Source organism: Streptomyces sp. NPDC058664 (genome assembly GCF_042716635.1).
Classification (GTDB): Bacteria; Actinomycetota; Actinomycetes; order Streptomycetales; family Streptomycetaceae; genus Streptomyces.
The window spans coordinates 1-19,747 of sequence record NZ_JBHXRW010000092.1; the positions used below are offsets into that span (position 1 = coordinate 1).

Annotated in this window: 14 protein-coding genes and 1 pseudogene; 6 read left to right on the forward strand and 9 right to left on the reverse strand. The window is 73.2% G+C overall.

Annotation, left to right across the window (positions count from 1 at the left end; genetic code table 11):
* Positions 1–176 precede the first annotated feature (176 nt).
* A pseudogene (locus ACFWUY_RS38225) lies at positions 177–966 on the forward strand (IS3 family transposase); the annotation flags it as partial.
* Between the two features lie 43 nt (positions 967–1,009).
* On the opposite strand, the gene ACFWUY_RS38230 reads toward ACFWUY_RS38225, so the two are convergent.
* The 6 genes from ACFWUY_RS38230 to ACFWUY_RS38255 all read right to left on the reverse strand — a co-directional run bounded on the left by ACFWUY_RS38230 (position 1,010) and on the right by ACFWUY_RS38255 (position 8,764).
* Positions 1,010–1,567, reverse strand: a complete 558-nt coding sequence (locus ACFWUY_RS38230) for a hypothetical protein (RefSeq protein ID WP_384120963.1) — start codon at positions 1,565–1,567, stop codon at positions 1,010–1,012.
* 452 nt (positions 1,568–2,019) lie between these two features.
* Positions 2,020–3,603, reverse strand: coding sequence for a multicopper oxidase family protein (locus tag ACFWUY_RS38235; protein WP_384120968.1), 1,584 nt, complete (start codon positions 3,601–3,603; stop codon positions 2,020–2,022).
* Entirely contained in the window at positions 3,600–4,025 is a 426-nt protein-coding gene (locus ACFWUY_RS38240; RefSeq protein WP_384120970.1) for a hypothetical protein, read from the reverse strand. The genes ACFWUY_RS38235 and ACFWUY_RS38240 overlap by 4 nt, the downstream gene beginning before the upstream one ends.
* A 1,974-nt stretch (positions 4,026–5,999) precedes the next feature.
* Positions 6,000–6,998: a methyltransferase gene (locus tag ACFWUY_RS38245; protein WP_384120972.1), complete on the reverse strand. Its 999-nt coding sequence runs from the start codon at positions 6,996–6,998 to the stop codon at positions 6,000–6,002.
* A gap of 13 nt (positions 6,999–7,011) precedes the next feature.
* A complete protein-coding gene (locus tag ACFWUY_RS38250; RefSeq protein ID WP_384120974.1) occupies positions 7,012–8,112 on the reverse strand; it encodes a type III polyketide synthase in 1,101 nt (366 codons plus the stop codon).
* Between the two features lie 199 nt (positions 8,113–8,311).
* Complete coding sequence (locus tag ACFWUY_RS38255) at positions 8,312–8,764, reverse strand: MarR family winged helix-turn-helix transcriptional regulator (protein ID WP_384120977.1); 453 nt, start codon at positions 8,762–8,764, stop codon at positions 8,312–8,314.
* Between the two features lie 136 nt (positions 8,765–8,900).
* On the opposite strand from ACFWUY_RS38255, the gene ACFWUY_RS38260 reads away from it, so the two are divergent.
* The gene (locus ACFWUY_RS38260) at positions 8,901–10,313 is read left to right on the forward strand and encodes an FAD-binding oxidoreductase (RefSeq protein WP_384120980.1); all 1,413 of its coding nucleotides are present in this window, start codon (positions 8,901–8,903) and stop codon (positions 10,311–10,313) included.
* Between the two features lie 142 nt (positions 10,314–10,455).
* Here ACFWUY_RS38260 and ACFWUY_RS38265 read toward each other — a convergent pair whose 3' ends face one another.
* The gene (locus ACFWUY_RS38265) at positions 10,456–11,715 is read right to left on the reverse strand and encodes a cytochrome P450 (protein ID WP_384120982.1); all 1,260 of its coding nucleotides are present in this window, start codon (positions 11,713–11,715) and stop codon (positions 10,456–10,458) included.
* A gap of 261 nt (positions 11,716–11,976) precedes the next feature.
* On the opposite strand from ACFWUY_RS38265, the gene ACFWUY_RS38270 reads away from it, so the two are divergent.
* The gene (locus ACFWUY_RS38270; protein ID WP_384120984.1) at positions 11,977–13,371 is read left to right on the forward strand and encodes a short-chain dehydrogenase; all 1,395 of its coding nucleotides are present in this window, start codon (positions 11,977–11,979) and stop codon (positions 13,369–13,371) included.
* 115 nt (positions 13,372–13,486) lie between these two features.
* Here ACFWUY_RS38270 and ACFWUY_RS38275 read toward each other — a convergent pair whose 3' ends face one another.
* Positions 13,487–14,167, reverse strand: a complete 681-nt coding sequence (locus tag ACFWUY_RS38275) for an O-methyltransferase (RefSeq protein ID WP_384120986.1) — start codon at positions 14,165–14,167, stop codon at positions 13,487–13,489.
* A gap of 51 nt (positions 14,168–14,218) precedes the next feature.
* Entirely contained in the window at positions 14,219–15,151 is a 933-nt protein-coding gene (locus ACFWUY_RS38280) for an NADP-dependent oxidoreductase (RefSeq protein ID WP_384120988.1), read from the reverse strand.
* A 529-nt stretch (positions 15,152–15,680) separates the two neighbouring features.
* On the opposite strand from ACFWUY_RS38280, the gene ACFWUY_RS38285 reads away from it, so the two are divergent.
* The 3 genes from ACFWUY_RS38285 to ACFWUY_RS38295 all read left to right on the forward strand — a co-directional run.
* Complete coding sequence (locus tag ACFWUY_RS38285; RefSeq protein WP_384120990.1) at positions 15,681–17,819, forward strand: BTAD domain-containing putative transcriptional regulator; 2,139 nt, start codon at positions 15,681–15,683, stop codon at positions 17,817–17,819.
* Positions 17,820–18,030: 211 nt separating this feature from the next.
* Complete coding sequence (locus tag ACFWUY_RS38290; protein WP_384120992.1) at positions 18,031–19,095, forward strand: methyltransferase; 1,065 nt, start codon at positions 18,031–18,033, stop codon at positions 19,093–19,095.
* 45 nt (positions 19,096–19,140) lie between these two features.
* The coding region (locus ACFWUY_RS38295) for an S-adenosylmethionine synthetase N-terminal domain-containing protein (RefSeq protein WP_384120994.1) at positions 19,141–19,747 on the forward strand (607 nt) is incomplete at its 3' end.

Consider the following 19,747-nt stretch of genomic DNA (forward strand, 5'->3'; position numbering starts at 1 on the left):
TCGATCGGCTACCTCACCCCGCTGGAGTTCGAACGCCGGCACCACAGCCCGGCTAAACTCTCCCTCGCGGCATAAAACCCCTGTGTCCACACTCCAGGGGTCACCTCATTCGAGGCTGATCCTCTGGAGTGGACACCCTGACAATGGATCTTGATGGTCCAGGGAGGGATGCTCAGGTGGGACGCAAGTCTCCGTACCCGGAGGAGTTCCGGAAGGACGCCATCGCGCTCCACCGCGCCACAGTCGGGAAGCGGACGTACGCGGCGGTGGCCGCGGATCTCGGCACCACAGCGGAGTCGCTTCGGACGTGGGTGTGCAAGGGTGAGGCCCAGGCCGTGCCTGGAGGACGTGACGGCAGCGTGAGCGAGGCGGAGGAGCCGGCCCGGTTGCGGGCGGAGAACGCCAGGCTGCTGAAGGCCGAGCAGGAGTGACACCTGGAGTGCGAGATCCTGCGCCGGCCAGCCGCCTGTTTCGCCCGGGAGGTGAAGTGAGCCTCTGCCGCTGGGACTTCATCTCCGACAACCGTGCCGACTTCGGCGGCAAGCGGATCTGCCGGGTACTGGGGACATCTCGCGCCGGTTACTACCGGCACCTGGCCGCCGAGCAGGCCCGCGCCGAGCGCCGGGCCGAGGAGAAACGGACCGTGGCCGAGATCCGCGCCATCCACGCCGAGCACCATGGAGCCTACGGAGCCCCGCGCGTCCATGCCGAGCTCCGTGCCGTGGACACCGGATCAACCGCAAGCGTGTCACGCGGCTGATGCGGAACAACCACATCGTCGGCCGACATCTACGGAAGAAGAAGCGGACGACGGTCGCGGACAGGACCGCGCCGCCCGTGCAGGACCTGGCGATGCGCGACTTCACCGCGGACACCTTGAACACCAGGTGATGCGGCGACATCACTTACGTACCTGTCGGCACGACGTGGCTCTACCGCGCCACGGTGATCGACGTCTGTTCGCGGTGTCCTCGTCGTGAGGCGTACGCCGAAAGAGCGGGGCCTCGCGTCAGGGCCTGAGTCCGATGCGGTTGAGGGCGATCATGCTGAGGTCGGTGATGGCTTGCCGGTCCCCCTGACGCCAGGCTTCGGCCCAGCCGCCTGGCGGAGCCGGGAGTTCGGCGAGTGCGCCCGGAGGACCGGTGAGGGCGCGCAGGGCGAGCAGGTCTTCGCCTCCGGGAGCCTCGGCAAGGCGGCGCAGGGTGTTGCTGTGCCGGATCCAGAGCAGGCGCGGTGGGAGCCACAGCAGCAGGACGAAGAGCACCGGGACGAGGATGAGGGCCGTCGTGATGACGTTGGCGACCTGGCCGACGGTCTCCTGGAACGACACTCCCGCCTCGGCGAAGCCGGAGCCGGCGTCGGCTGCGGACTGGAGCGGCTTCTTCAGGATGTCGCCGATGAGCGGCACGTCCGATGCCGCGTCTCCGGCGTTGCCGAGTTCTTCGGCGAGGCTGTTGCCGGAACTCTGTACCTTGCGCCCCGGTTCGGCCAGCAGCATGACCGCCTCGCGGACGGCGAAGGCCGCCCACACGGCGGCGGCGATCAGGGCCACAGCGGTCAGGTCCACAAGCACCTGCCGGTTTCGGCGTGCGGGTGTCTGGGCGTAGAAACGCAATCAAGAGCTCCCGTTCGATTCCTGGTGTCGAGGAGGCCCGGCCGCGACCCGGCCGACCGGCCGTCGGATTCCACTGTCCCACCGCGCCGCATCGGCAAACCTGTAAGACACGAGGCACGTCGGGAGTCCTGCGTCGAGACCCCGCTGCGTGTTGTGCTCGGAGTCCGGGCGGACTTCTACGCCCGCTGTCTGGATCACGCCGGCCTGGCGGTCGCGATTAGGCAGCGGGCCTCGACATCGCCCTCGTCGGGGCAGAAGGCCCCGTAGAGCTCGCGCAGATTTGTTGCTGCGGGCGGTCGAACAGATAGGGCAGGTGCTCGGTCGCCGATTCGGTTGCCGAGGGGGACGTGGCTCCTGTGGTGGCCGTTGTTTGTGGGTCCGGGTCTCGTGGCAGGGCCACGGTCTTATTCGGTGGTGAAGTCGGCCATCATGGCCATGTCTTCGTGTTCGAGGTTGTGGCAGTGGAGCATGTAGGTGCCGGGGTAGTGGGTGAAGCGGGTGGTGATTTCGACGGCTTCGGCGGGGTGGAGGTCGATGGTGTCTTTCCAGCCGTGGTCGTGGGGTCCGGGGGGTCGGTGGTTGCGGGTGAGGACCTGGAAGGGGTCGAGGTGGAGGTGGACGGGGTGGTGGAAGTTGGTGGTGAAGCGCCAGATCTCGGTGTGGCCGAGTGGGGGGCGGGCCAGGGGGCGGCCGGGTTGGTAGGGGTGGCCGTTGATGGTCCAGCCGGTGGTGGAGCCGGTGAAGTGGAAGTCGCGGGTGTGGGTGGCGCGGGTGGGGTCGAGGCGGGGGACGTGGCTGAGGGTGGGGGGGATGGTGGTGTCGTCGTGGGGGGTGCCGGGGGTGAGGTCGAAGCGCATGATCTGGGTGGTGGTGCGGTGTCCGTAGTGGTTGGTCAGGCGTATCCGGGTGCCGGGTGGGTAGCGGGAGAAGTCGATGACGGTGTCGATGCGTTCGCCGGGGGCGATGTCGAGGGTGTCGTGGGGGCGGGGGGCGTCGAGCAGTCCGCCGTCGCTGCCGATCTGGACGAAGCCGCCGCCGCCTGGTGGTGGGGGGTCGAGCCGGAGTTGGTAGCGGCGGGCGTTGGAGGCGTTGAGGAAGCGCAGTCGGTAGCGCAGGCGCCGGGTCTGGTGGACGGGCCAGGGGGCGCCGTTGACCAGGATGACGTCGCCCAGGACGCCGTTCATGTAGGGGTCGGTGACGCCGGGGGTGCGCAGCTGGGGGTCGAGCCAGGGGTACTGGAATGATCCGTCGGCGGCGAACGAGCGGTCGGTGATCATGAGGGGGATGTCCCGGTCGCCGCGGGGCAGCGGCAGGCGTTCTTCCTCGTCGTCGTGGACGAGGTGGAATCCGGCCAGTCCCATCCAGACGGCCGCGCCGGTGTAGCTCATGCGGTGGTCGTGGTACCAGAGGGTCGCGGCGCGCTGGTCGAAGGGGTAGGTGTAGGTGCGGGTTCCCTCGGCGAGGTCCATCGGGGCGTGGCCCATGGAGCCGCCGTGCGGTCCGCCGCTCATCTCCTGGTGGACGCGGTGTGCGTCGTAGGAGCCGTCGGCGGGCAGGATCAGGGAGGTCGGGTAGCCGTCGCTGGCCGCCGGGGTGTGGCCGCCGTGCAGGTGGACCACGGCCGGCCGGTCGAGTTCGTTGCGGTGGCGTACCACGGTGCGGCGTCCCGAGCGGGAGACGAGGGTGGGGCCGGGGAAGGTGCCGCCGTAGGTCCATGCCGGGGTGCGCAGGCCGGGCAGGATCTCAAGGTCGGCGTGCTGCTGGGTGATGTCGTAGCTGTCGGTGGTGGCGCTGGTGGAGGTCGGCTGCAGCACCCGGGGGATCGGCAGGGGGGTGCGGAAGGGGGCCGGCAGTTCGGCCCGGCTGGCCAGTACCCGGCCGGGCCGGCCCTCGCGGAGGTAGTCGCCCAGCAGGGGCCAGCCGGCCGCGGTCAGGGCGCCGGCGCCCAGGGCCGTGCCGCCCGCGCCCAGCAGGGTGCGCCGCCTCATGGGGCCGGCTCCGGCGGTGCGGTGCGGTGCGGGGTGGCGGCGGCCGGGGTCCTGGCGGGCAGCGGGGTGGTCATCGCGCGCTGGAGCAGGAGTGCGACGGCGCAGGCGAGGAGGGTGCCGAGCAGGACGTGGGCGGCGACGCTGTGGGCCAGGCCGAGGGCGATCTGGCCCACCAGGGCCAGGAGGACGACCAGGGAGGCGGGCAGGACCGACCGGGGTCCTTTCGCGCGGTGTACGAGGAAGGCGGCGACGGCCATCAGGAGGGCGACCACGGTGATGACGCGGCCGAGTGTTCCGTGGAGCGCCAGCATGTCGAAATGGCCGCCGAGAAAGCCTCCGGCCAGGGCGGTCTGGGCGAGCATCAGTAGCGACTGGAACGCGGCGGTGACACGCAGGGCCAGCAGGGGCGGTCGTAAAGACATAGGGGTGATCCAAGCCGAACGCCCGGTGGCCTGCAACCGGGATCCGGCTTTTGTGCAAGGGAGTTGGGTGTTCTCCAGGCATTCTCGAGTTCGGCACGGTTTGGAGGGAGCCGGGGGCGGGACCGGGCCGGGCCGGGTGGTGTGGTGCGGGCCGCGGGGGTGCGCGCCGTTGGGTGCGGGAGGTGTGCCGGGGCCCGGCGGCCGCGGCCGCGTTGTGCGCGGGTGAGGCGGCGGCGGTGCCCGCCCGGGGGGAGATCCCCGGGCGGTGAAGGCGTGTTGCCGTTTCCGGGGCGGATCGCGGCTGAGGTGCTTTCTGGTCCGCCGGGGATCCGGCCGGCTGTTTTCCGGCCGCCGGTGAAGGGGGGTGTCGCCGTGCGGAAGGGATCCTTGCCGCGGGCGTCCGGCCCCTGTCCGGTATGCGTCCGGCCCCTGTCCGGTATGCGTCCGGCCCCTGTCCGGCACCTGTCCGGTCCGTGTCCGGGGGTGGGGGGTGTCCGGGGGTGCGGGGCGGTGGTGTGCGCCTTCCGGCCGGCGGGAGGTGTTTTCCGTCCGGCCCGGGGCGGGGGAGTTCCCGGTGGAGGGGGCGGGGGTCGTGCTCCGCGGCGCGGGAGGTGCGGGAGGTGGGGGTCTTGCCGGCCGGCGGGTCGGTGGTCGGTCTGTCCGGTGGGGGTTGTCGGGGCCGGTGCCCGTGCGGTGGTGCCGGCGGGGCCGTCGATCGGCCGGCCGTGCCCGCCGTGTCGGGCGCGCAGGTCGGGCGGAGGGGCGGTGGGGCTGTGGTGGTCCTCGTCGTGTGCCGCGGCGCGGTCGGGCCGGTCCGCCCGTCGCCGCGGATCGCCGTGCCGGGCGGGCGGGAGCGGTACCGCGGCGGGGACGTTTTGGTGTGCACCGGCCTCGCCGGCGGAGTTCGGGGGTGGGGCCGGTGCGGCCCGGCCCGGTGATGGCGGCGCGGGGCCGCTGTCCGCGGCGTTCCCGGCGTACGGGCCGGGGCCGGCGCCGAGGCGGGAGCGGGCCGGGGGCGCCGGGGGCTCCTGGCCCGGTGCGGGTGCGGGGGCCGGGGTGCGGGCGGTGTCCTTCGGCGGCGGCGCGGCGCGGCGCGGGGCGCGCCGGGATCCGGGGCGTCGCCGGACGGGCGGTGGCCGCCGTGGGAGCGGTGGCGCCCGCTGTGCGGGTTGTGCGGGCTGTGCTGGGGTGCCGCTCGTGTCATCGCGGCCGGCCGGGCCGTCCTGGTCGTTTGGGCGCTTTGTCACGCCGTGTGTGAGGTGGCCGTGTGCGAGGTGACGGCGGAGGAGGCTCGGTGGCGCCCCGCCGCGCCGTGCCTTCGGCCACGTGCCGTTGGGCGCGGGCGCGGGGGTCGTGGTGCTGAGGGGTCCGGGTGCAGGCTCGAACCCCACCCCACGCCATGCCACGTCATGTCGTCGGTGAGCCGTGCCGGAGGGTTCTCGGGTCCCGGCCGGGTGCCGGGGAGTCGGGGTCCTGCCGGCGTGTGTGCCCGGGGGGGATCATGCGCGGTGCGTGGCGGCGCGGGGCCGTCCCCGGCGGGGTGATGGCCGTCGCCGGGGGAGTGCGGGCGGCGTGGGGGCCGGGCCCGGGGGCGGGTGGTGCGGGGCCGTCTTCGGGGCGTGCGGGGGGGCCGGCGCCGTGAGGCGCGGGGGGCCGTGGGGCGGGGGCCGGGTGCGCGGCTTCCGGGGGTGTCGCGCGGTGGGGGCGGTGGGTTCGGCGGCGGCCGGGGTACGGGTGCGGGGGCCGGGCCGGTTGGCTCCCCGGCCCCCGCCCGTCCGCCCGTCCGGCCCGTCCGCCCGTCCGGCCCGTCCGCCCGCCTGTCCGGCCCGGCCTGTCCGCCCGCCTGTCCGGCCCGTCCGCCCTGTCCGCCCGCCCGTCCGGCCCGGCCTGTCCGCCTGTCCGCCTGTCCGGCCTGTCCGGCCCGTCCGGGCCGGCTGGTTTCCGGGCCGGCCGGCCGGGCGGGTTCGGGTGGGGTCAGCGGGCGATGACGAGGGTGGCGGGGGAGGCGGTGGGGTGGAAGGTGATGGTGGAGAAGCCGGCTTCGGTCAGCCAGGCGGTGTAGTCGGCGCGGCGCCAGGTGCCGCCCTGGTTGCTCTTGAGGAGCATTTCGGAGGCGAACAGCAGGGGGAAGGAGGGGCCGCTGCGGTCGTCCTCGACGATGTAGTCGCACACGACGAGGGCGCCGCCGGGTGTGAGGGTGTCGCGGAGGCGGGTGAAGACCGCCACGTTGTCCTTGGGGCCTTCCTGGTGGGCGATGTGGGAGTACACGGCCACGTCGTAGGCGGCGGTGTCGAGCGCGGTGGTGTGGAAGTCGCCGTCCAGGCAGGTGAACCGGTCGGCCAGGGCGTGCTGGGCGAGCAGCCGGCGGGCGATGGCGTTGATGGGGGCCCAGTCGAGCTGGGTGGCGCGGGCGGTGGGGTTGAGTCGGAGCCAGAGGGAGGAGAAGACGCCCGATCCGCCGCCGACGTCGAGGATCGAGAGGTGGTCGCGGCCGGCCAGGCCGAGGAGGTCGGCGGCGGTCGCCGCGGCGCTGACCGACAGGCCCGCGATGGCGGTGACGACGTTTTCCCAGTGGGGGTTGTCGGCCACTTCCACCATCGGGTTCGCCGGCGGGCCTCCGGTGCGGAACACCTCGAGCCGGCCGGTGAGTTTGTCCATCTCGGCGAGTTTGAGGCGGGCGAAGCCGCTGATGTCGGTGGGCTGTCCCTCGACGAGGTACAGCTCGGCTTCCGGGGTGTTGCGGTAGGTGCCCCGGTGGGTGTGGAGCAGGCCCAGGCCGACGAGTCCGTCGAGGAGGGTCTGCACCCCGCGTTCGGCCATGCCGGTCTTCGCGGCCAGTGCCCCGGGGGTGTCCAGTCCGTCGTGCAGGAGGGTGAACAGCGAGTGCTGCGCGGCCACCCCGAGCAGGCCGGTGGCCCAGTAGCCGCTGGCGATCTCCAGGATGCGGCCGGGGGAAGGCGGGTTGCCCGTCATGGTGTCCTTCTCCTCACAGGGATGCCGGCACGGCCTGCCGGCGCGGGTCCGCGGTGATCGCCGGCGCCTGTACGCGCCAGCTGCCGACGGCCATCTCGGCGGTGATGCCGGGGCCGAATCCGGCGATCACGCCGGTGGCGTGCGGGGTCATGGTGTCTTCCTCGAACAGTCGGCGCAGGGCGTCGAACACGACGGCGCTGGCGATGTTCCCGTACTGGGTGAGGGTCGCCGCGCTGTGGCGGAACATGTGGGCGTCGACGCCCAGGAACGTGCTCAGGTCGGCGAGGATGCGCGGGCCGCCGGCGTGGATGACGTAGAAGTCCAGGCCGGCGATGTCCAGGCCGTGGCCGGCGGCGAGGTCCCGCAGGACGGGGGCGAGCGGCTGCATCGTCCCGGGCACCCGGCGGTCCAGCTGGAAGTGGAAGCCGGTGGGCCGCACGGCGTAGGAGATCCAGTCCTCGGTGTGGGGGATGAGGTAGGAGGCGTTGCGTTCCAGTGACACCCCGGTGCCGCCGCTGCCGCGGACCACGGCGGCCGCCACCGCGTCGCCGAACAGCCCGTCGGACAGCAGTGAGCCGATGCTGTCGTCGTCGGGCTGGTAGCACAGCGAGCACAGTTCGCAGGAGACGATCAGGACGTTGCTGCGCGGGTAGGCGGTGCAGAAGTCGTGGGCCCGGTTGATCGCCGCGCCGCCGGCGGCGCAGCCCAGCTGGGCGATGGGGATCTGCCGGGTGTCGCTGCGAAAGCCCATGGTGTTGATCAGCCAGGCCGTCATCGAGGGCATCATGAACCCGGTGCAGGACACGAAGATGATCGCGTCGATGTCCCGGGCGGTCAGCGCGGCGTGGGCCAGGGCCTCTTCGACGACCTGGGGGCATCTCTTCTTGGCCTCGGCCTCGAAGGTGCGGTTGCGCTCCTCCAGTCCGGGATGGCGCAGGGTCTTCTCGATCGGCTGCACGATGTGCCGTTGGCGTACCCCGGTGTTCCGGATCAGCCGGAGCGCCAGGGGCAGCTGGGGCTTGCCGTGGTGGGTCTCTTCGGCGAACTTCAGGGTTTCTTCCATGGTGATGACGTGTTCCGGCACAGCCACCGACGGTTTGCATAGCGTTGGCATATCCGTGGAGTCCACCTTCTGAGGAGTCGGCTCACAGTTCGACACCTCCACACCCTGGTCCGTCGCGCTTGCGATCGGCTTGGCGCGGGCTTGGACCCCGCCGCACCGCCGCCGCACCGCACCGGCGGCGGACCGCACCGCCGCACCGGCGATAGACGCACCGGCGTGCCGGCGGCGGGAGCCGCGGGGGGGCCGGTCGCTATCGGCCCCGGCGTGCGACGATCTCCTCCAGCATCCGCCGCAGCGCCTCGATCCCGTCCCGGCCGAAGTGCCGGGCCCACATCCTCTCCATGTCCCCCAGGATCCGGGCGGCGGCCAGCTGGCCGGCCCGGCCCCGCTCGGTCAGCGCGATCAGCTTGGCCCGCCGGTCGCCCGGGTCGGCTCGGCGCTCCACGTAGCCGAACCGCTCGAGCTCGCCGACGACTTCGGCGATGGCCTGCTTGCTGAACCCGGAGCGTGCCGCGAGCTCGGTGAGCCGGGTACCGTCCGGGTCGACGAACCGGAAGACCGAGCCGTGCCGGAACCGGATCCCCTCGAAGCCCTCCTCGTGCAGCTGCCGGTGGAGCTGGTCGATGGTGAGGTCCTTGGCCTGCGCGAGCAGCGTGGGCAGCGGCACCCGGCGCTCGCCGGGCTGGTGCGGTGGTGCGGTCATCTCGGGCCGCCTTTCTGCCACAGCCAAGTCGTCAGGGGGCTTGACTAAAAAGTAGTACGGTTGCTTGACTAATGCTAGCGGCACCGGTGATCCGGCCGCGAGAGACCGCAGGGCACCGGTTGGGAAGGGAAGCGTCATGAGCACTTCGGACCAGGACAACCACGAGGCCACCGCCTTCGACGAGGCCGTCGAAGCCTTAGGCCGGCGGGTGGCGGGGCCGGTGCTGACCCCCGGCGACGAGCGCTACGACGCCGAGCGCGCCGGGAACCAGACCGCGCGGGCGCACCGGCCCGCGCTCCTGGTGGGCGCGACCGGCCCCGCCGACGTGCAGCAGGCGGTGAAGTTCGCCGCCCTGCACGGTCTCGCGGTGGCGGTGCAGGGCACCGGACACGCGCTGGCGGCCGTCGCCGCCGAGGGCGGCGTCCTGATCAACACCTCCCGGATGACCGGCGTCCGGGTGGACGCCGAGGCCCGCACCGCGTGGGTGGCCGCCGGGGTGCGCTGGGAGCAGGTGATCCACGAGGCGGCGCCCGCCGGGCTGACCCCGCTGGCCGGCTCGGCCCCCGGGGTCGGCGTGGTGTCCTACACCCTGGGCGGCGGCCTCGGACTGCTCTCGCGGCGGTACGGATACGCCGCCGACCACGTGCGCAGCCTCGACGTCGTCACGGCCGACGGGCGGCTGCGGCAGGTCACGGCGACCTGCGACCCGGACCTGTTCTGGGCGCTGCGCGGCGGCCGGGACAACTTCGGCGTGGTCACCGGGATCGAGATCGACCTCATGCCGGTCCCCACCCTCTACGGCGGCGGCCTGTTCTTCGACTTCACCGCCGCCCGCGAGGTCCTGGACACCTATGTGCGCTGGTCGGCCGGCCTGCCCGAGGAGATGACCTCCTCCGTCGCGGTGATCTCCTTCCCCGACGCGCCGGTGCTCCCGCCGCCGCTGCGCGGCCGCCACGTCGTCCACGTCCGCATCGCCTACGCGGCGGACGACCTGGGCGCCGGCAAGGACCTGGTGGCCCCGCTGCGGGCACTGGGCCCCTTCAACGACACCGTCCGTGAACTGCCCTGCACCGAGGTCGGCACGATCCACAACGACCCGCCCGTGCCGGGCACCTTCGAGTCGGCCACCACCCTGCTGGGCGAGCTCGGCACCGACGCGGTGGCGGCCGTCCTGGACCTGGTCGGACCGCACGCGCCGGTGCCGCACGTCGTCGAACTGCGCCACCTCGGCGGCGCTCTGGCCCGCCCGGCCGGCGTCGCCAACGCGGTCGGCAACCGCGACGCCCACTACCTGCTGAACGTCGTCTCGCGCCTGGAGCGCGCCGAGCTCACCGACATCCAGCCCGCGCACGAGCGCCTCCTTGAGGCGCTCGCGCCCTGGAGCACCGGGGGCAGGGCCCTGACCTTCCTCAACGGCGCGCGGGACACCGAGCACGTGCGCTCCGCCTACGACCCCGAGGACTACCGGCGCCTGACCGAGATCAAGGCCGCCTACGACCCGCACAACATCTTCCGGCTCAACCACAACATCCCGCCGGCCACCCCCTGACCGAGACCGGCCGCCCCCGGGGGAAGCCGGCCGCCCCCGGGGGAAGCCGGCCGCCCCGGGGGAAGGCCGGCCGGCCCCGTGAGGCAGCCGGCCGCCAGGGGCACGCGGGGCACCGCGGGGCCGGCCGGCCCGGAAAGGGGCGTCAGCGCTTCTCCGGGCCGAGGTGCACGGGCAGGGTCGTGACGGAGTTGGAGAAGATCGAGGGGACCGCGGACAGCTCGGCGGGATCCACCGCGAGCCGCAGCTCGGGGTAGCGGGCGAACAGCGGGGGCAGCGCGGCCATCGCCTCGAAGCGGGCCAGGGCGGGCCCGATGCACACGTGCGGCCCGCTGCCGAACGCCAGGTGCCGCTTGACCGGCCGCGTGATGTCGAACCGGCCGGCACTCTCGCCGTACTGCCCGGGGTCACGGTTGACGCCGCTCCAGGGCGCCAGGATGGCGTCCCCCTTGGGAATGGTGACACCGGCCACCGTGATGTCCTCGGTCGGGAACCGGGCCGGGAAGTTGCCCACCGGGGAGTCCCAGCGCAAGGTCTCCTCGACCACCTCGCCCCACCCCGCGCCGCCGCCGCCCTGGACCATCGCCAGCTGCTCCGGGTGGGTCAGCAGGGCGCGCGTGGCGTTGACGATCAGACTGATCGAGGTCTCGTGCCCGGCACCGATCAGCGTCCACAGCGTGTCCTCGAGCTCCTCGTCGGTGAACGCCTCACCGTCCTCACCGCCGTCGGCGAGCAGCGCGCTGGTCAGGTCGTCCGCCGGCTCGGCGCGCCGCATGGCGAACAGCCGCCGGAACAGCTCGTGCCGCTCCGCCTGGGCGGCGAGGAACTGCTCGGCGGTCGTGTCGGCGCGTATGACGGTGTCGATGAGCGCGCGGAACCGCGACCACCACGCCTCGGGCACGCCGATGAGTTCGCAGATCACCTGCATGGGAAACGGGTAGGCGTAGTGCCGCCGCAGATCGACCGTGCCGTCCGCCGCCGCCCGGCGGGGCAGGTCGTCCAGCATGGTGGCGACGATCTGGTCGATGCGCGGCCCCATCCGCTCGACCCGGGCCCGGGTGAAGGCACGGGTCAGCGGGCGGCGCAGCCGCCGGTGCTCCGCGCCGTCACGGGCCATCAGGTTGTTCAGCCGGATCATGCCGAGCAGCGGCCAGTCGTCCGGGATCTCACCGCGGCGCAGGGCCTCCCAGGTGCGCCAGTCCCGCCCCACCCGCGGATCGGCGGTGAGTTCGGCGAGCAGCGCGTAGTCGGTGACCACCCACATGCGCACGCCACCGGGCAGCACGGCGCGCACGACCGGGCCGAGGTCACGCATCGCAGCCGCCTCGCCGTGGCGGTCGACGCCCGAGGGGTCGATGGGAAAGAGCGGGGGCACAGCGGTCTCACTGAGCGTCGTGTCGGTCATGGTGACGTTCCTCCTGGCTGACTCGAGGCCCGGTCCCGGCCCGCTGGAGCCCGGATCGCGGCCGACTTGAGCGCGGGACGAGAAGGGCACCAGAGTTGACTTGACAACGACTAACCACCCACCACAACGCGCAGGTCACTGCCCCCGCGGCAGCCGCCGCCGGCGGCTCGACCGGTATGCGACGACGCGTTGCTAGCCTCCTGCAGCCGTCCGGTGCGCCACCGGACGCGCGACGAGACCAGCGATGGGGGAGTGTCGGCCATGAACGCACCGAGCGCACCGGGCACACCGGGCACACCGATGAAGAACGGCACCGGCGGGCAGCCGGCCACGTCGCGCGAACTGAGCCCGGGCGAACGCTGGTACTGGATCATCGACCAGCTCTCCACGCTCAACGTCTGCGCCCGCGTCCGGATCGAGGGAGAACTCTCCGCCCGGGCGCTGCGCACCGCACTGGGCGCGCTGCAGGACCGCCACCCGCAGCTGCGCACGGCCATAGCCGGCCCCGCACCGCAGCGGCCGGGCGACGGGCCGCGGTTCGTGCCGAGCGACCTGCCGATCCCGCTGCGCGAGGTCCGCCTGACCGGATCCGAGGACGCGCGCTGGGTGAGCGAGGTGGACGGCCACGAGCTGGCCGTCCCCCTGGACTGGGGGTCGGGCCCGCTGGCCCGCGCCGTCCTCATCAGCGGGCCGGGACAGGTCCACGACCTCGTCCTGACCGTGCCGCACTGCATCGCGGACGGCACGACCGCCCTGTCCCTGCTGCGCCAGTGGGTGGGGCTTGCCGCGGCCCCGCCGCCGCCCGCCCCGGCCGCCGTGGCACCCGGCCCCGTCCCGGAGCCGTTCGAAGCCCTCTTCCCGGAGCGCTTCCGGGTGGGAGCGCCCGCACCGTCCGACGGGCCGGCACCCGACGGGCCGGTGTCCGGCGACCTGGCCGCGGACGAGGTGGGCCGGCTGCGGCCGGAGCGGTTCGTGCCCTTCGGCCGGCGGCGCACCCGGATGCTGCACCGTTTCGTCGAGGGCGACGTGCTGGAAGGGCTCACGCTGGCGTGCAAGCGCGAAGGGGCCACGCTGCACGGTGTGCTGGCCGCGGCGGTGGCCCGTGCGGTGGCCCGCGACGCGAAGGCCGCACCGAACGCGCCCTTCGCGGTCGGCTCCCCCCTCACCCTGCGCGAGGAGCTGCGGCGTCCGGTCTCCGAGGACGAGGTCGGCTGCTTCGTGTCGGCACTGCACTCGGTGGTGCGCTACCGGCCCGACGACCTGTGGCCGATGGCCCGGTTCATCAAGGACGACCTCACCGCGCGCAAGAACCTCGGCGAACAGTACGAGGTGTTCCACCTGCTCGCCGCCCAGGGACCGGCCGGCGTCGCCGACAGCGAGCCCTTCGTCGGGCACTTCGAGGAACACGGACCCTTCAACTTCTTCGTGTCCAACATCGGGCGCTTCGAGTTCCCCACCGAACTCGGCGCCTGGCGGCTGTCCGGGGCCCAGTTCGTGGGCGGGATCTCGGTGGTCGGCTACTTCGGATCCTCGGTGACCACCAGCCAGGGCCGGCTCTCGTGGAACTTCACCTACATCGACGGGGCCGTCTCCCCCGAGCGCGCCGAGCGCCTCGCCGACGACAGCGTCGCCCAGGTGATCGCGGCGGGCCGCTAGCACCCCGGCGGACCGGCCGCCGGCACCCCGGCGGACCGGCCGCCGGCAGCACGACGAGCCGGCCGCGGCCACCGGGGGAGTGAACCCGGTGGCCGCGGCCGGCTGCTGTGGCGCGTCAGCCGAGCTTGAGGGCCAGCTGGACTCCCTGGTGCACCGGGAGGGTGAGGGAGAGGTAGCCGTGGGCCGGGTCGTCGAGGTAGGTACGGAACTCCTCGTACACCCCGCGGCCGATGTCCAGGTCGACGTCGTCGACCACCACCAGGGCGCCCGGCCGCAGCCGGGGCTCCACGACCTGGAGGATGGGCAGCCGCAGGTCGAGCCACCCGTCGAGCAGCAGCAGATCGACCGGCCCGGGCAGCTCCCGCAGCGTCTCGCGGGCGTCCCCGAGCCGCAGGTCGACGAGATCACCCAGCCCGGCGGCGGCGAAGTTCTCCGCCGCCCGCCGGGCCTTGTCCTGCTGCAGCTCGGTGGTGATCACCCGGCCGCCGCCGTTGTCGCGCACCGCGGCCGCCAGATAGAGCGTCGAGATCCCGAAGGAGGTGCCGAACTCGACGACGGTGCGTGCCTTGACGGCCCGGGTGAGCAGGTAGAGCAGCCGCCCGCCCTCCCGGGACACCGACATGATGATGTCCTTGGTGCGTTCGGCCAGTTCGGCGGCGCTCATCCCGACGGGAAAGTCACCGCCCAGATCCACCCCGGCCGCCGCCCACTCGGCCGCCAGGTCCTGCTGGTCCTCGGCTGCCAGCAGCCGGTTCAGGGTCGATGCGACAGCGTCCGACTCCAACGTCGAAGACATGGGCACAGTGCTCCTTGGTCCAAGGGCCGCGGCACGCGCCGGGCCACCGCTTCAGGGGATCAGGACGGTCTTGCCGGACAGCTTCTGGGCGGCGAGCTCCTCGTGCACGGCGCGCAGCTCGGCCAGCGGACGGCGCTGGGCCACATGGATCCTCAGCTCCCCGGCGTCCACCCGGGCGACCAGCTCGGCGAGCTGCCTCGCGTCGCTGCGCCCGAAGACCTGCAGGTTGCGCACCCCGCGCCCGGTGTGCGTCAGGCCCGGGGGAACGGTGTTGGCGAACGCACCGCCGTCCACGACCAGATCCACCAGCCGCGCCAGCTCCGCCGGGGCGAGGAACACCAGGTTCAGCACCACGTCGAACCGCTCGCCGGCCACCGCCTCGTGCAGCGGAGTGAGGGTGTAGTCGATGATCCGTCCGGCCCCGTAGGAGCGCACCCGCTCCCGGCTGCCCGCGCCGGCGGTCGCGGTCACCGACGCACCGGCCTGCGCCGCGAGCTGGACGGCGTACCCGCCCACCGCACCGCCGGCGCCGTTGATGAGAATGCTCTGGCCCGCGCTCAGCCCGACGTGGTCGAACAGCGCCTGCCAGGCGGTCAGCACGACGGACGGCAGCGCCGCGGCATCGGACAGCTCCCCGGTGCGCGGAGCGGCCGCCAGCGCCTTCGCGGGCGCCACGGCGTACTCGGCGGCGGCGCCGGGCCCGTCGATCGGCAGCCACGCCACCACCGCGTCGCCCACACCCCAGCCGCTCACCCCCTCGCCGACCTCGGTGACGACCCCCGCGACGTCGTAGCACGGCACGTGCGGCAGAGCCAGGTCGAACACCTCCCGGACGTATCCCGCACGCAGCGAGGCGTCGACGGGGTTCACCGCCGCGCCGGCGACCTTCAGCACGACCTGGCCCGCACCGGCCCGCGGACGGTCCGCCTCCTCGTGCACCACCACATCGACGTCGCCGTAGGAATGGAAACGCACTGCCTTCATGATCAGCCTCTCTTCGTCATTGCCGTGAATTCGTCATCGCCGTGAAATCGAGCAGCTCGCCGGCGGCGCCCCCCGGGACGGCCCGGCCCTTTTTCCGAACCCGCCCGAAGAACCCCCGAAAAACCCCTGGAAGAAACCCCCGAAGAAAACCCCGGAAGAAAGCCCCGGGAACGCCGTGCGAGCCGGACACCCCGGGGGCAGAGAGGTGCCCAGGCGCCCGGAACACGCGTGCCGCTTCACCCCGGGCGCTCACCGGATCGCCGAGCCCCCTTCAGTTATTAGCATCCGCACCACGGCGCCGACCAGATGAATCAGCGTCACCCGAGCGCCCTTCGAGGAGCGCTCAAGCAGGTTTCGAACCGGTGTCCGTAGCGTCGGCCAACGATCCCTGATATCCGGGGTGGCAGCGGGCGGCAAGGCGCTTTCGGGCCTGCGCCGTTGTGCAGAACCCGGTACACGGCTATCCGGAAGGGCTCATCATGACGAACACGATGCGCGTCACGACCTCACGGCGTCCGGGCCCGGTACGGTGACCGAGACACCGTGCACGGGCGGGCGGTCCGGCCGCCGGGCCCTGGCGCAGTTCCATGCGCTGGGACCGGTGGAGGCCTCGGTGTCGGGCCGGATGGTGGATCTGGGGGCACCCAAGCAGCGCACGCTCCTGGCCCTGCTGGTGAGCCAGGCCGGCCGGCCGGTGACGACGGACGTCATTCTCGAGGCCCTGTGGGAGGGACATCCGCCGCCGTCGGCGATGACGTCGCTGCAGGCGTACGTCGCCAAACTGCGCAAGGTCCTGGAACCGGGCCGTGCGCCCCGCACCCGGGCGACGGTCCTGCGCACCTGCGCCCGGGGCTACGTGCTGGACGCGGGGGCCGTCGAGGTCGACGTGCACCGGTTCGTCGCGCACGCCGAGGCGGGCCGGCAGGCACGGGACCGCGCCGACCCGCGGCAGGCGCTGCACGAGTTCGACGCGGGGCTCGCGCTGTGGCGGGGGCAGCCCTTCGCGGAGGTGAGCGGTGTCCCGTGCGTCGTGCCGGAGGTGGTACGGCTCGAGGAAGTACGGCTGTCGGTCGTCGAGATGCGGTGCGCGGCGCTGCTGGCGCTGGGGGCCCACGAAGTGGCCGTGGCCGAACTGAGGGCCTTCGTCCGGGCCAACCCGCTGCGCGAGTACGGCTGCGAGCTGCTGAGCCTGGCCCTGTACCGGGCGGGCCGGCAGGCCGACGCGCTGGAGGCGCTCCGGACCATCCAGGCCAGCCTGTCCGAGGAGCTGGGCGTCGATCCCACCCCGCGGCTGCAGCACCTGCGGCAGCAGATCCTGCACCAGGACGGGGCTCTTGACTGGCAGCCGGCCCCGGCCCCGGCTCTTCCGGCGCGGCCGGCCCCCGCCGGGGCGGGGGACCGGCCGGCGGCGCACCCGGCCGCCCCCGCACCGCCGGCCGGCGGCGCCGCCGTGGATGACACCGCCCTGGACGTCTTCGTCGGCCGGGAGGCGGCGGTGCGGCAGCTGACCGAGGCACTGGCCGCGGCGGAGGCCGGCCGGGGGCAGGTGGTGATGGTGTCCGGGGAACCGGGCGCCGGAAAGACCAGCCTGCTGCGGCGGTTCGCCGAACGGTCGGGCGTGCCGGTGCTGTGGGGCACCTGCGCCGAGCACCTCGGCGCACCGCCGCTCGCGCCGTGGGAGCAGGTGCTGCGGGCGGCCGACGCCGCCTTCCCGCACCGCCCGGCACCGGGGCCGGCGGCCGAGCTGCTGCACGCCGCCGCCCGCCGGCCGGCCCCCGGCACGGACCCGGCCCCCGGCACCCGGGCGCCCGGCACCCCGGCGGCGCCCGGCACCCCGGCGGCGCCCGGCCCGCCGGCGGGGGGCGGTCCGCGGCTGTTCGACGCCGTCGGCCGGCACCTGACCGCCCTGTCCCGGGCCGGAGCGCTGGTGGTGATGCTCGACCACGTGCACCGGGCCGACCCGGCCTCCCTGCGGATGCTGGTCCACCTGGCGCGATCGGTGCCCCGCAGCCGGCTCCTGCTGATCGCCTCCTACCGCTCGGACCAGGCGCCGGCCCTGGCCGGCACCCTGGCGGCGCTGTCCGGTGCCGGGCCGGCGCGGATGGAGCTGGCGGGGCTGACCCCCCGCGACACCCGCGTCCTGGCCGGCGCCCTCACCGGCAGCGAGGTCAGCAGACGCACGGCCGAAGGGCTGTGCGCCAGATCCGGGGGCAACCCCGCCCTGCTGCGCGAAATGATCAAACTGCTGGCGGGCGGGCAGCGCCCGGACCCCTCGCACACGGCGCCGGTCGCGGCCCCCTGCCGCGAGGCGGTGCTGCACCGCGTCGAACGGCTGCCCCGACCCGCGGCCGAGCTGCTCGCCGTGGCCGCCGTCGCCGGCCGGCACTTCGACGTCGAGGTGGTCGCCGACGTGGCGTCGATCGAGATCGACACGGCGCTCGCGGTCCTCGACAGCGCGATCGCGGCGGGCCTGATCGACGAGGACGGACAACGGCTCGGCTGGTTCCGCTTCACCGACGCCCTGGTGGCCAAGGCCCTGTACGAGACCACCGGACGGATGCGCCGGGGCCGTCTGCACCTGCGGATCGAAGCGGCGGCCGGCCGTGCCTGGGCGGCCGGCCCGCCGGCCGGCCGGCCGGCCCCCGCCGCGAGCGCCCCTGGCACATGACCCCGCAAGGCCCCGGGCCGGCCGGCCCCGCACCGCGGGCGACGGCCACCGGCGCCCCACCGGCCGGCCACCGGCGGGCGGGGCGCCGGGCAACGGGCGCCCCAAGCCGGCGACAACCCGCCGAAAAGCTCCAGCCAAGTCGCAGGGCCGATGCTGAGGCGATCCCGCCGCGACAGGGCGCCGACTTCGCGTGACTCGAAGGGAAAGTTCCATGACCGCACACGCCACCCTCGCCCGTTTCCGCGAGTACATGGTGGGACCCGCACGGTTCATGAACCTGCTGTCCTGCTTCGAACTCGGCCTCATCGACGCGCTGCGGGACACCCCCGGCATGACCGCGGCCGAGCTCGGCGCCGCCGTCGGGGCCAAGCCGGACGCGGTGCAGCAGCTTTTGCACCTGCCGGTCAAGGAGGGCTTCGTCGCCCACGACGAGACGTCCGGCGGGTACGCGCTCGACGCCCTCGCCGACGTGCCCGACGCCGACCTGCACCGGGTCCTGGCCTTCATGGGCAAGATCAAGGCCACCACGCTCCGGCAGCTGTACTACCTCACCGACAGCGTGCGCAGCGGCACCGTCGTCGGGCTGAAGGAACTCTACGGATTCGAGGGGGACCTGTACGGCGCGATGGCCGTCCACCCCGATCTGCGCGAGCCCTGGTCGCGGCTGATGGACTCGGTCACCGACCGCATCGACCCCTGGTTCTTCGACCACATCGACATCCCGGCCGGCGCGCAGGTGCTCGACCTGGCCGGACACACCGGTCTCGGCGCGATCCACACCCACAAGTTCAAGGGCTCGCCCGGACTACGGGTGACCACCTTCGACCTGCCGGACAAGCGCGAGGACTGCCTGCGCAACTTCCGGGAGCACGGCGTGGAGGGCACGTCGTCGTTCATCGGCGGAGACGTCTTCCAGGGCGTCCCCGAGGGATTCGACGTCGTCCTGATCAAGCACTTCCTGAACATGTTCGACAAGGACGACGTGCTCAGGATCCTCAACGGCGTCCACGCCTCGCTCCGGCCGGGCGGACAGGTCCACATCCTGGTGCCGATCTACGCCGAGGACATCAAGGAATCCTGGAGCGTCGACTACTACCCGTCCTTCTTCCTCGGCTGCGCCACCGGCCAGGGCGGCCCGCAGAAACTGTCGACGTTCCGCGGCTGGCTCCAGCAGGCGGGCTTCACGGTCACCCGGGAGATCTCCCAGGACCCCGCCCACCTGCCGCCGGACGCCCTGCCGCTGCAGGGCATCCTGACCGCGACGAAGAACGCCTGACCACTGGCTTCGGGCCTGTTGGTGCCCACAACCCCAGGGAGCGTTGTGTCCCGTCGTCTGTTCACCTCGGAGTCCGTCACCGAGGGACACCCCGACAAGATCGCCGACCAGATCAGCGACACCGTCCTCGACGCGCTGCTGCGCCAGGACCCGACCGCGCGCGTCGCCGTCGAGACGCTGATCACCACCGGCCTGGTGCACGTCGCCGGCGAGGTGACCACCACGGCGTGGGCGGACATCCCGGCCCTCGTCCGCAACAAGATCCTCGAGATCGGCTACGACTCCTCCAAGAAGGGCTTCGACGGCGCCTCCTGCGGCGTGTCGGTGTCCCTCGGCGCCCAGTCCCCGGACATCGCCCAGGGCGTCGACACCGCCTACGAAAAACGCGTCGAAAGCACCTTCCACGGGAACGGGGACGACGACGAGCTGGACCGCCAGGGCGCCGGCGACCAGGGCCTGATGTTCGGCTACGCCTGCGACGAGACGCCCGAGCTGATGCCGCTGCCGATCCACCTCGCGCACCGGCTGTCCCGCCGGCTGACCGAGGTCCGCAGATGCGGCACCATCCCCTACCTGCGGCCCGACGGCAAGACCCAGGTCACCATCGAGTACGACGGCGACAAGGCCGTGCGCCTGGACACGGTGGTGGTCT